The organism is Pedobacter sp. ASV28, from assembly GCF_016428855.1.
Lineage (GTDB): Bacteria > Bacteroidota > Bacteroidia > Sphingobacteriales > Sphingobacteriaceae > Pedobacter.
The window spans coordinates 45,233-58,744 of sequence record NZ_JAELTN010000033.1 but is presented as its reverse complement, the minus strand read 5'-3'; the positions used below and the strand labels follow the sequence as shown (position 1 = coordinate 58,744).

At 44.2% G+C, this 13,512-nt stretch carries 9 protein-coding genes; 2 read left to right on the top strand and 7 right to left on the bottom strand.

Annotation, left to right across the window (positions count from 1 at the left end; all coding sequences use genetic code 11):
- The 4 genes from JHD79_RS13365 to JHD79_RS13350 all read right to left on the bottom strand — a co-directional run.
- Positions 1–3,113, bottom strand: a 3,113-nt coding sequence (locus tag JHD79_RS13365) for a DUF11 domain-containing protein (protein WP_199119798.1), incomplete at its 3' end; no start/stop codon positions are given.
- A gap of 11 nt (positions 3,114–3,124) precedes the next feature.
- Positions 3,125–7,684: a hypothetical protein gene (locus JHD79_RS13360; protein WP_199119797.1), complete on the bottom strand. Its 4,560-nt coding sequence runs from the start codon at positions 7,682–7,684 to the stop codon at positions 3,125–3,127.
- Between the two features lie 450 nt (positions 7,685–8,134).
- Complete coding sequence (locus JHD79_RS13355) at positions 8,135–8,641, bottom strand: DinB family protein (RefSeq protein ID WP_199119796.1); 507 nt, start codon at positions 8,639–8,641, stop codon at positions 8,135–8,137.
- Between the two features lie 10 nt (positions 8,642–8,651).
- Positions 8,652–9,029, bottom strand: coding sequence for a nuclear transport factor 2 family protein (locus JHD79_RS13350; RefSeq protein WP_199119795.1), 378 nt, complete (start codon positions 9,027–9,029; stop codon positions 8,652–8,654).
- Between the two features lie 427 nt (positions 9,030–9,456).
- Between JHD79_RS13350 and JHD79_RS13345 the strand changes: the two genes are divergently transcribed.
- On the top strand, positions 9,457–10,341 hold the full coding sequence (locus tag JHD79_RS13345) for a DMT family transporter (RefSeq protein WP_199119794.1): 885 nt from the start codon (positions 9,457–9,459) through the stop codon (positions 10,339–10,341).
- A gap of 126 nt (positions 10,342–10,467) precedes the next feature.
- On the opposite strand, the gene JHD79_RS13340 is transcribed toward JHD79_RS13345, so the two are convergent.
- Positions 10,468–10,968: an SRPBCC domain-containing protein gene (locus tag JHD79_RS13340; RefSeq protein WP_199119793.1), complete on the bottom strand. Its 501-nt coding sequence runs from the start codon at positions 10,966–10,968 to the stop codon at positions 10,468–10,470.
- Between the two features lie 5 nt (positions 10,969–10,973).
- A complete protein-coding gene (locus JHD79_RS13335) occupies positions 10,974–11,297 on the bottom strand; it encodes a helix-turn-helix transcriptional regulator (RefSeq protein ID WP_199119792.1) in 324 nt (107 codons plus the stop codon).
- A 443-nt stretch (positions 11,298–11,740) separates the two neighbouring features.
- Between JHD79_RS13335 and JHD79_RS13330 the strand changes: the two genes are divergently transcribed.
- Positions 11,741–12,061, top strand: coding sequence for a S41 family peptidase (locus JHD79_RS13330; RefSeq protein WP_233164699.1), 321 nt, complete (start codon positions 11,741–11,743; stop codon positions 12,059–12,061).
- A 79-nt stretch (positions 12,062–12,140) separates the two neighbouring features.
- Here JHD79_RS13330 and JHD79_RS13325 read toward each other — a convergent pair whose 3' ends face one another.
- Positions 12,141–13,481, bottom strand: coding sequence for a serine hydrolase (locus JHD79_RS13325; RefSeq protein ID WP_199119790.1), 1,341 nt, complete (start codon positions 13,479–13,481; stop codon positions 12,141–12,143).
- Between the last annotated feature and the right edge of the window lie 31 nt (positions 13,482–13,512).

Sequence of the window (13,512 nt, the reverse complement as noted above, 5' to 3'; positions counted from 1 at the left end):
ATCACCGAACCTGGCGCATCACTTGGCCCGCCGTTGGTCACCACAAAGGTGTAGGTATTGGTGGTACCAGGCGTATAGGTAGTCTTGCCATCGGTATTGGTCACGATGAGGTCGGCAATCCTGTTAGAGATATCCGTATCCGTTGCCGTGTTGTTTGCAGGAGTTGGATCGGTAATGCCCGTGGCAGTCGCCGCAGAACCCGTGTTCACAAAGTCGCCCGTGAACGATGATGGCACGTTCACCACATAGGTATAGGTGATAGAACCACCGCTAGGGATATTTGCGGTTTCAGCAATGCTTCCACTGCCTAATACCGTACCGGTTGCGCCGCCTGCATATAACGCAGTCCAGCTGCCCGTTACGCCAGTAGGTAAGGTATTAGTGATCACCGAACCTGGCGCATCACTTGGCCCGCCGTTGGTCACCACAAAGGTGTAGGTATTGGTGGTACCAGGCGTATAGGTAGTCTTGCCATCGGTATTGGTCACGATGAGGTCGGCAATCCTGTTAGGGGTATCCGTATCGGTTGCCGTATTGTTGGCAGGGGTTGGATCGGTGATGCCCGTAGCGGTTGCTGCAGATCCCATACTTGTAAAGTTACCCGTAAAGTTAGAAGGTACATCAATTACATAGGTGTAGGTTACCGAAGCGCCACTTGGCAAATCTATGGTTTGATTAATATCGCCGCTGCCATTTGCTGGACCTGTAGCACCCGTATAAACAGCTGTCCATGTTCCTCCGGTAATACCAGTAGGTAGGGTATTGGTGATGACCGAACCTGGCGCATTACTTGGCCCGTTGTTGGTCACTGTAAAGGTGTAGGTGTTGGAAGTACCAGGCGTATAAGTGGTCTTGCCATCAGTATACGTCACGGCTAAATCTGCAATACTATTTTGGGTGTCGGTATCTGTTGCCGTATTGTTGGCGATATTTGAATCGGTAATACCCGTAGCTGGTGTAGCTGTACCAGAATTTAAAAAATTACCTGTAAAGCCTGCAGGTACATTTACCACGAAAGTATAGATGATAGAACCACCACTAGGAATATTTGCGGTTTCAGCAATGCTTCCACTGCCTAATGCCGTACCTGTTGCACCACCTGCATAGGCAGCAGTCCAGCTGCCCGTTACGCCAGTAGGTAAGGTATTGGTAATACTTGAGCCTGGCGCATCACTTGGGCCATTGTTGGTTACTGTAAAGGTGTAGGTGTTGGTGGCACCAGGGGTATAGGTAGTCTTACCATCGGTATTGGTGACCGCAAGATCTGCAATACTTGCCTGTGTATCCGTATCGGTTGCCGTGTTGTTGGCAGGGGTTGGATCGGTAATACCTGTAGCGGTTGCCGCAGAACCCGTGTTCACAAAGTCGCCCGTGAAAGATGACGGTACGTTCACCACATAGGTATAGGTTACCGAACCACCGCTTGGGATATCAACTGTTTGGCTGATACTGCCTGCTCCATTAGCTGCACCTGCTGCGCCACCTGCGTAGACAGCAGTCCAAGTACCCGTAACGCCAGCAGGCAAATTATTGGTAATGGTTGAACCTGGTGCATCACTTGGCCCACCGTTGGTCACCACAAAGGTGTAGGTGTTCGTGGTGCCTGGGGTATAAGTGGTCTTGCCATCGGTATTGGTCACCAATAGATCAGCAATGCTATTTTGAGCATCCGCATCGGTTGCCGTGTTGTTGGCAGGGGTTGGATCGGTGATGCCCGTAGCGGTTGCCGCAGAACCCGTGTTCACAAAGTTGCCCGTGAACGATGATGGCACGCTTACCACATAAGTATAGGTTACCGAACCGCCGCTTGGAATATCAACTGTTTGGCTGATGCTACCTGTTCCATTAGCTGCACCTGCTGCACCACCTGCGTAGACTGCAGTCCAAGTACCCGTAACGCCAGTAGGTAAGGTATTAGTGATCACTGAACCTGGCGCATCGCTCGGTCCACTATTGGTCACTGTAAAAGTGTAGGTATTGGTGGTACCCGGGGTATAGGTAGTCTTACCGTCGGTATTGGTCACCGCTAGGTCGGCTATTGGTACTGGAGTTACATCTACAAACTTACTGTTGTTACTGGCGTCCGAATCACCAAGATGATTGGTTGAAGCCGTGTTTCTATACTCAGAAGCTAATTTGTTGCCCAAAACCTTAGCCACCACTTGCAATGATACAGACGTAGAATTAGTTAGGTTTCCTACCGACCAGTCTCCCGTAGTCGTATTATACGATCCAGTTGCCGTGGTATGGGAAACATATTGATAGCCTGCTAGAAGTAGGTCGTTTACAATCACATTTGCAGCGGGGCCACCGTTATTTCTCACGGTAATGGTGAAGGTCACATTTGACCCCACATTAGGGGTAGCATTACTTACGGTTTTGCTTACCACTTCAATGTCAGGGGCAGTAAGCGTAATTGGCGTTGGTGTAGAATCATCAAAAGGTGTTCCATTGGCATTGCCATCTGGATCGGTCGTATTATTTGATAAATCTGAAACTGCGGTTCCGTCTGCTGTGGTAGCTGTTGCTCTTGCGGTATTGTTTATCAAGCCAAAACTACCATTGGGCACTATATTTAGTGGAATGGTAATTGTTCCGGTTTGCCCTACTGCTAGGGTACTTGAAGCCGCCACCAAAAGATTGGTATTGCTGGTACCGTTAAAAGAAGTATTTAAGGCCAATCCTGTTCCACCGGTAATCGTGATACCTGATGCCCTTATGGAAAAGGTCATGGGCGAAGGGAAGGTTGTGGACAATATATCCGTTACCTGAACAGCTTGTAAAGGCAACTGTCCAAAGTTTTTTACGGTAATTACATAATTCACATTGTAACTGCCATCCGTCTGGAAAGATGGGATAGAAGCAGTTTTTCCAATACCGATCATCGGGAAATTGATGGCTGTTGGACTATCGTCTGTTTTGTTTACCGTAAGGCCACTATTAGAATAATCGCTTACAGTTTTTCCAAGTGCAGTACCTTTTGCGGTTGCAGAGTTATTCCCTTTATAGGTGTTCTGTGATAATGCTTGAGAGAAAGCTAAAAATGGGAATATCAATGTAATGACCGCTCCTTTAGCAAACTGTGAAATTTGGGTCTTATTAAAGTTAATCATTGCTGCTAAGGTTAGATGAGTTTAACATTGAGTACAAGCGTAATAGTCTGTTGACTTCCTGCGGCCAAAGTTGAAGCGGCAGCATTTAGCAAGTTTTTATTGCTGTTTCCATTGAAAGCGCTGTTTACCGTTAACGTTCCAGACCCACTTGTAATACTTGTAACGGTATAGGTTTTAGGGCTAGGAAAAGTCAATGTTAGATCATCCTCGACTTGGACATTTGAAAGCGCTTGGTCACCGTTATTAAGGACGTTAAAGGTTAACGTTATGTTATAACTGCCGTCAGACTGCAATACTGGTGTACTTGTTGCTTTCGAAATGGCGATGTCACAAGATTTTACGGTAATGGTCATATCGGAAGTGCTATTGGTACAAGTACCATTGCTGCTGGTCCAACGTAAAGTATAGTTACCTGCCACAAATCCATTTACTGCCGAAGTTGGCGAATTAGGGTTTGCAAAAACCGGATCAACCGCTCCAATAGGTTTGCTCACTACCGACCAAGTTCCGATACCTGAAGTAATGGTATTAGCGGCCAAAGTTACTGGATCAGAAAGACAAATCACCTGATTTACTCCCGCTATTGCAGTGGTAGGTTGGTTAGCCACCGTGATGGTTAAATCTGCAGATGATTGACAATCTGCAGAGGTTTGATTTGAAGTAGGTACAATGGTCCAACGAAGTACATAAGTTCCCTGCGCCAGCCCCGTAATCGTGGCAACAGGCGAATGGATATCATTAAAGTTCGCTGCGGTAAGGGTAGTTGGCCCACTTACAAAGGTCCAAGTTCCTGTTTCCATACCAGAAGGAGTATTACCTGTTAAGGTTGTACTTATGGTAGGTGTTCCGGGAAAACCTGTGTTACATACCTGTTGATTAGTACCTACGCTGGCTACCGTAGTAGGTACACTGGTTACCTTTACCGTAACATCATCTGTTTTAGAAGTACAAGTAGGTGAGCCATTTGAAATGGTCCAACGGAAAACATAAGTGCCAGTAATGGTATTGTTAACTACTGTTGTTGGCGAATTGATGGCACTAAAGGTGGCATTTGAACCTACAGGTTCGGAAACAATGCTCCAAGTACCCACCCCTGCACCTGCCGCTGGGGTATTTCCTGTAAGTATTACGTTACTGGTACAGGCCGCATTTTGGTCTGGTCCAGCATTGGCCGTAGTGGGCTCAGTATAAATATTGATTTTTACAATATCTCTGTTAGAATTGGCACCAGTACAACTACCACTGGTTACAATCCATTCTAGCATGTAAGTTCCGGCTCTCAAGTTACCGAAGGTAGCAGTAGCACTATTTGCAGGCGAAAATGTTGGCGTTGGACTGCCAGTAGGTTTTTCAATCACATTCCATGAGCCAGTACCCGAAACTGGAGCAACGGCAGCCAAGGTAACCGAAGTAATTGGGGCAGCAGTTAAGCTACAGTAATTTTGGTCTAGTCCAGCATCAGCAGCAGATGGCAGTGCTGAAATGTTTACCATCATATCATCACTGCTTTGAGGGCAAGAGCCTGTTGCCGCAATGGTATAGGTAAACTGGTAACTTGATCCAGGAGTTAGATTACTTGCGATAGCCGTGTTGGCAGAAATAGTAGTAATGGTAGCAGTATTAGGTCCTCCTGTCTGCGTCCATGTACCAGTACTTTGATTGGTTCCCGTTAAAGTTGTCGAAGTTAAGGCACAAAGATTTTGGTCTGCACCTGCATTGGCATTACTGGTTACCCTAACGACCACATCATCTGTAGAAGGGGTACAATAAATTCCTCCACGCACTGTCCATCTAAAAGTATATTGGCCAAATATCAAACCTGATACGGTTGCATTTGCACTGTTGATGCTTGAAAAAGTAGGGATATTTGGACCACTTACAACGGACCAGTAACCCGTTCCCAACGTTACTGGAGTTGCATTCAAGGCTGTGGCGGTTAAATTACAGACCTCAAAATCTACTCCAGCAGCAGCCGTTGATGGAGGTTGGGAAACATTGATGGTCACTTCCGCAGTACTGGATGTGCAGGTTCCATTACTGATGGTCCATCTGAAAATATAACGTCCCTCGTTTAAACCTGTTACAGTGGTATTGCGCAACGATGCATTGGTAATTACAGCACCCCCAGGACCGGCAATCTGTGTCCATGTACCCGTTCCAGTACTTGGCTGATTGCCATTCAAGGTCACTGTCGTACCACAGATGTTTTGGTCACTTCCAGCATTAGCAGTAGTTGCAGGAGCCGATATGGTAATTTTGATACGGCTAGCTGTTGGTGTACATCCATTACGAGATAGCTGCCATTGAAATTCATAGTTTCCATCTATCAAACCAGTTAAGGTGGTATTATATAATGACGTATTAGTTATGTTTGGTGTATTAGGACCACTAATTAACGACCAAGTACCTACTTCGCCATTGGTAGGCTGGTTACCAGCCATAGTCAATGTACCGGTTCCGCTAGGTAGACAAATAGTGCCTGTCGAGATGGCCGCTGTTGCTTGTTTGGCACCAGCCGTACCTGAAGTTTCAATGACCACATCGCTCGAAGAACTACCGCAAGCATTGTTAATAGACCACTTGAATGTATATGAAGTACTAGCCAGCAAGCCACTTACAATTGCTTTTGGCGAATTGGCATTGGGAGAGAAGATCACTTCAGGTGCTGCAGCATTTCCCACTGTTCTTACCACAGTCCATGTACCCACTTCGTTTATTATTGGCTCGTTACCATCCAACAACACAGGTGTGCTGTTACACACCGTTTGTGGAAGGCCTGCTGCAGAAGTAGTTGGCACTGGTGCTGCCACCACTACCTCAACATCTGCTTGAGTATTTGTACAAGCACCTTCTCCACCGGAAACAATCCAACGGAATGAGTAGGTGCCATTAACCATACCGGTTACAGCAGTAGTATTTGATAAAGGATTAACTATATTGGCTGTATTTGGGCCGCTTACTTGACTCCATTTACCAATACCTGAGGTTGGCAAGTTACCTGCCAAATTGGTATTGAATACATTACAGGCCAACACTTGTTTGGTACCTCCATTAGAAGGTGTAGGTGAGGCAGAAACAACCACTGTAATTTCGGCATAAGCATCAGTACATCCACCCAATCCGTTATCTGTATTTCTACGGTAGCGCAGTACGTAGGTTCCTATTTTATCGAAACCTGTTAGGGTGGTACCTGAAGCTGGGGCTGTTGTCCAATTGTTTAATCCACCCATAGTTGTTTCACGTGTCGATCCTGCAGGAGCACTAATCAATGCATATTGAGTTGCAGTTCCATTTGAGATGGTGTAACTGACTGCTAAAGAGGTAGCATTACATGCCAAGAAGTAAGGGTTTGTATTTGGCGTAGTGATTGTTATGGCAGGAGCTCCACGGAATTGCACATTATAGGTTCCATTATTGGTACAATTAGTAACCGAGTTGGAAATGGTGTATCTGAATACATAGTTAGCACCAGGAGCTCCACTCAACCCACTTACGGTCGTACTGTTGGAATTTGTGGTACTAAAAGTTTGGGTACCAGGTCCACTTACTTTTTCCCAAAGTACAACCTCATTGGCATATAATGCCTTAGGCCCAGTGAGTACTACCGATGTACGCCCATCACAAAAAGTTTGGGTAGAATTTCCTGGGGCGGTTAAACTTTGCGACGCAGCCGCTACAATGACAGCTACATCATCAGATCCGCTGTAGCAGGGACCTGTTACCGTATAACGAAATATATAGGTGCCTTCCTCTAAATTAGAAACAGTAGGGTTGTATACAGCAGCGTTGCTAATGGTTGGGTTTGATGGCCCGCTTACAAAGGTCCATTGTCCTGACTGCCCATAATTGGTATTTGCGCCGGCAAATGACCCATTAAGCTGAGCACTTGTTGTAACATTATAACAACTCCTAGAAATATCCACACCCGCATTTACTGCTTGGGTACCTAAGTTTGTAATCACTACATCATCATAAGAACTACAGGTATTTCCACCAGTAGTTTTGGAAACTGTCCATCGATAAGTGGCTGATTGTGCACTGGCATTGGAAGTAAAAGTGATCGTAGCGTTAGGGTTATTGATCGTGGCTGCATTGGGGTCTGGTCCCGTTCCCGAGATCTTTGTCCAAATACCAGTTTCGCCTGACCCTAAAGGAGATCCCTGCAACACGTAGGTTCCAGGGCAGGCATAATTATCTGGCCCTGCATTAACAGTACCCAAACTGGAAACCACATACGTTACATCCTGGTATACCAATGAACCATCGGTACACTTGGCTGTCAAACGGAATACATAATTTACATCGGCGGTAAATCCCGATACTGTAGCGGTAACCGCTGTGCCAGAAATCGTACTCGGGCTGATGGTGACAGAAGGACCCGACACCTGCGACCAAACCGCCGTCCCGCCCGAGGCGAAAAGGCCGCTAGCCTGACCATTAAGTACAAAGGGACTGCCTGGACAAACCGTAGTGGCAATTCCCGCATTGACCGTACAGTTTTGGCCTTGGGCATTGATGTAAAAGCCAAGGCATAACGGTAACAATAAAACGTAACGTAATAGTTTACTCATATGTGATTGATCTGAAAAGTGAGCGATGTGGGTAAAAGATTCTTTCGCCAGCTGAACACTGGACTAGTGGGGTTGAGAGTCATAAATGAGGGTTTGAGGGCGATAAGTTAAATGATTTATATATATAATCCTTTACTGTTTTTTAGCGTATATCAAACTATATACCAGAAACTTAAGCTTCGATAAACCCTGGCATCACATTTACCAACAACCTTTCCAATTTGATCAATACATGCGAAAAAACCTTCAAAAAAAAACAGACTTCGCTATCCAATTGAAAGCAGCCCAATAAGCCTACTTTCATTCCACAGTTCGTTTTTTTTCCCAAAAATCCCCAAAACACCACACCCCAACAATTCACCTGTCAACTTGCACAGATTAAGACGGGACAGTCAAATTTGCACAGGCAATCCCTTTAAAAAAAGCGTTTATTTAAAATCTAATTTCCAACTATCCTTTTGCAGCACTATCTTCATAGGTTGGTCCATAAAGCCCAGGAGGCTTATGACCCGTTGCCCTTAAATAAACGACCATTTCGCCTCGATGATGGTAAATATGGCTAAATAAGAAACTACGGATAACAATGGCCTTGGGCATTGGCCCCAACACGGTTCGCGCCCCCACTTTCATGGTCCACTCTTTTTGCAAGCCTTCTTCAGTGGCCGATTTCATTGCAGTTCTCGCCTGCGCTACATTCTTTTCAAAAAGCTCAAGCGTTGCTTTGATATCCCTTGGCGACCCACGCTCTAAACGATCTGTTGCCATATCATAAACATCTTGCGTAAAAACCCCCACATACCAATAATAAATCGTAGCGATGTGTTGCGCAAGTTCACCCATGGTCCACGAAACGGATGAAGGCTTATAATTTAAATCTTTCTCTGGAACAGCTTGCAAAAGCTTTCTTGTGCCTTCCACTTCCCGGTCAAATTCCGACATTAAGGATTGTAGTTCCATGATCATATCTTTAATTAGGTCCGTTTACTTTTCTATTGTCAATGATATAGGATTCAATGTTTGCGATCTTATCATCTCTGAAATGATAAACATCACAGAAGTAACCTTTATATGCTCCCCCATCGTTTAGCTTACCCGTACTGGTGCCCTGCACCGAAGCAACATTACCTTCTATTACTATGGTTCCGAATTCAAAGCCCATATGTGCTGGCATTCCACTACTATCCATATTAAATAGTTCTTTTTTACCATTGATGGTGGTGTGTCCAGACGAGGAGCTGAACATTTCCCAAACTACATCTTCTGCCAGATAGTCCATGAAGCGCTCCATATTTCCTTCTACGAAGAGCTGGTTGATCTTTTCGACCAATTGTCTTGTATCTTCCATAACTGATAAACAGCTCATTAGCAATAATTGTTCTGCGCCGTAAAATTGATAATATGTTATCAATATGATGCTTAATGTGGGAGCTCTTACTCTTCCTTTAACATCAATGCTTCATTCAAACCCTTAAAATATATTAAGGCCTTTTCCCCTAGCGAGTATTTAAGGCAAAGGGGCGCTACCGAAAATTCGCACGAACTTTCCACACAGCAAGCCCGTAAGCAATTTCCGGATATTTTATTTATTTTTGTCCAAATTAATAACATGAACAGAAAGAGCTGTCTTCCTCCCCCTAGATACTAATATTTAACCTACAAGGTATGCCCGATTTTTGCCAATTAAATGCCTGGCACTCTTCAATAGGGCTACATATTTTTAGTTTATTTATTAATCTTTATTTCCTGTGTGGGCACAGGAAGATCATTCTTTTATGAAAAAAACATATTTGGTATTACACCTTGCGGTAATACTCGCCGGTTTCACTGGTATATTCGGTAAACTCATTTCCCTTAACGAAGGGCTCCTGGTTTGGTACAGGGTATTCTTCTCTTCGGTGATGCTGTTTTTAGTCCTGAAACTTTTTAAGGTAAGGGACTGCGACACGTCAAAAGAAAAATTTGACATTGCTAAAATTGGGCTCTTTATCACCATTCATTGGGTATTCTTCTACGCCAGTATAAAATATTCGAACATTTCAGTTGGTGTGGTGTGCTATTGCCTGACCAGTTTTTTTACCGCAGTATTCAGTCCGCTGATTAACCGCCAGCGGTTCAATATCACTGAGCTGTTGTTGAGCTTACTTACGCTTGTTGGCATTGCATTAATCTTCCATTTCGACTCTTCCTATCAGATGGGAATAATACTTGGCGTCATTTCCTCGGCCTTCGCTGCCCTCTACACCATTTACAACGAGCGGCTGGTAAGAAAATACGATAGCAGGATCATCAATTACTACCAGATGATTGGAGGTACAGTGGCCTTGGGTGCCGCCCTCCCGGTCTATCTCCATTATTTCCCTGCGCAATCGCTTATTCCAGATTGGAAAGATACAGTATATCTGATCCTGCTGGCTTCATTTTGCACGGTTGGACTTTATGTGCTTTTTGCAGAATCATTAAAGCGTATATCCGCATTTACGGTAAACTTAAGTTTTAACCTTGAACCCGTATATGCCATCATTATTGCCTTTCTTTTCTTTAACGAAAGTAAAGAACTAAACCTCTCATTTTATATGGGTTTGCTTTTGGTAATGTCGTCCGTAGTTTTGCAGACCATATTTTCATTGAAGCGATCCAATAAGAATATCGATTTTTAGGTCTGCCTTAAGCCTCTATAAGATTTAAGAGCGCTTAAATGGGCCGTAAGAAGGGTGGTACTTTTGCGGCCCATTTCGAACAAACTTATTTTGCTCAGTGTATAATAGGATTTGTGAAAACGAGGGTCATTTTTTCGATAATGTGGCCAATAATTTTTCTAGGTTATCGATGCTCATTTTAAAGCCTTGTTCAAAGCCCATTTCAATCATTTTCTCTAAACGGGCAAGCGAGTCATTGACAATAGTAATGCTCACTTTTGTAAGGCCGTTGTGTTCACTGAAATCATAATTCCAATCAGAACCAGGCAGCTCTTTATTTTCATTTTCGTCGGCAAAAGTGTTGTACATTTTAAAATTGGTCTTCGGCGTAATGGAAGTATATTCCTGTACCGCCCAGCGTGCTAATCCTTCAGGACTCACCATCGCATAAAACCTTCTGCCGCCAACTTTAAAGTCCATGTATTTTGTTTTCGACGACCAGGGCTTCGGTGCCACCCATTGATCGAGTAATTCTTTTGTGGTAAAGGCCTCCCAAACCAAGGGAAGTTCAGCATTAAATTCTCTGGTAATCAATACCGTTTGATCGGGTTTATTAACCGTAAACTCAAATAATAAATTAGTTTCCATGATGTTTATTTTTTAGCTTGTGTTTTCATTTTTGTCAATAGTTCATCGAGCTGATTAAATTTAGTTTCCCAAATCTTTCTGTATTGATCTAACCATTTGTCTATCTCCTTCATTTTTTCAATTTCAAGTGAGTAGTAAATCTCCCTACCTTGATATTCTTGCTTCACCAATTCGCATTCCGTTAACACACGAAGGTGTTTTGATACCGCTTGTCTTGTAGTGTTAAAGTTTTCGGCAATGGCATTTGGGGTCATGGCCTGTAACGCAATTAATGCAATAATTGCTCGTCTTGTGGGATCTGCAATTGCTTGAAAGACATCTCGCCTCATTTTGCTTAAGATTATATTATGAAACTATTCGGTTGCAAATATATACGCAACTATTCGGTTTCGCAAATTTATTTCAAGATATTATTGAATGGACAGGTATGGTATAAAGAAAAAATTTATATACAATAACTTAATCTTTGATTAATATAGAGGCGCATTTAGGTTACTAACTTTAGGGTTTTCACACGAACGGTATGCCTTTGCAAGAATATAACGACCAGGAGCTTTTAGCGTACCTTTCATCTACACCAATCCCATTCACACAAATCAACTGGAATTTTATTCCTCCGAATTGAACAATGAAAAGTGGATAGCGCTATCCAAAGACAAAAATTGACCAGCAAAAGAAAAGTTATTGTTCACAGATCTTGCAAATCGTTTACAAGCCAACATCGGAGGTTTTGAAAGAATTTTCAAGGACGATATTTCTATAATTAAATTGGATGTGTATATCACAATCCCGAAAATTTGCAGTTATGATGGGCAAGCGTACAGCAAGCGCCGCCGAACAGTTCATCATAGACTTGAAACAGAGTTGGAAAGTAAAGACCTTTGGTAGTCAAACTGCTGGTACAATAGATATTGCAAATATTAGCACCATCCAATCGACAGATAAGAAACTGACATTGGTATATTCCACTTCTAGGTTCATAATTATAAGCAAGCTCGCCATTGATGATGTAGGCATACTACCCGACTACTATATCGATGATAAAATTAGCGAAGAAGCATGGTTGAAATTTATCCTAGATAGAATGCATTGAAAAAACAGGGTCTAATCAATAACATTACCCATATGCATAAGTCGGAAAAAGAAGGCCAACTTAAGTCTCCTCATTCCGCTCACTGCCCTGGCAGTGGCAGGTCGGTACGTTTCAATACCGATCCCGGCTCCTCGCTATATCTTTTATCAAACAATGTGATCGAAACCACTCTGCCAGCACTGTCTCTTTCTGCCTTTGCCAGCGTTACCGTACCTTCAAAAAAGAATCTGTCTTTACCATAGGGCACCATCTTCAGCTTCGGCCCGCCATCGGCCCGCTGATAAGAAAGGCCATCAGCTGATGCACTGATCAACTTCTGCGCATCACCCGCCTCGGCATAAACGCCCTGGTATTCCAGTAATTGTGCAACACTCAAGCTGACCGCCTTTATGGTATCTGGCCTACCCAGTGCTGCGGCAGCAAGTGCTGTGGTCACCACTTCCGGCGACAGTCCTCTCTGGTTGGTAAAGACCACTACAAGCAGTTCTTCTTTGGGAAAGTACATGGCATCGGCCAGATGACCGCCACTAATCCCCCCATGCTCCACAAAACCACTCCCCTGTATCCTACCGCCAGTATTCCATCCATAGCCGTTACGGATACGCTCGCCAGTGGTAAGTACATGCGAAGTCCAGGCCAACGTTAGGGTCTCTTTTTTCAGCACCTTTCCCGCTGCAAGCCCCGAATACCATTTGAGTATATCGCTGGTACCCGAAAGCAGCGCTCCTGCACCGGAAGGGGGAATATTGCCCCTGAAATTCATGAACTCTCGCTTTTTCACATAGGCCGGCACCAAGCCGGGATAAATCCGGTTACCACTATTGTAATAGGTCTGTTCCATTCCAAGCGGCAAGATGATCCGTTGCTGCAAATAGTCCTGATAGGTGATCCCGGATACCTTTTCTATTACATGACCCAAAAGCGCAAACCCGGTATTACAGTAAACCCGTTTTGTACCTGCGGGAAACATCAGCGGCTTGGATGCCGCCAGTACCGAAATATCCTTTAAGGAGGTAGCCTGATCGATCGGCAGTTCGGGAATTCCGGAGGTATGGGTCAACAGGTGTTCCAAACTGATCCCTGACCAGGCTTCAGGCAGCCCGGCAATATATCTGCTTACCGGATTTTTCAGCTCCAGTTTGCCCTGTTCCATCAGCTGCAGGATACATACCGCTGTAAACTGCTTGGTCATTGAACCGATCAGGAAGATCATCTCCGGCTTCATCGCCACACCCAGTTCCAAACTCGCCATCCCAAATCCACGCTGATAGATCACCTTGCCGGCCTTGGCAATCAGTACCGTTCCACCCGGCTCATTTGGTTTAAAGTTCCGATCTATAATTTCATTGTATTTTTCAGTCTGCGCAATGGCCGAACCAAGGCAGAAGAGCAGCAATAAAAGGCTGAATAGTTTTTTCATCTGTTTACCTATTTTTTATTTATGATCAATG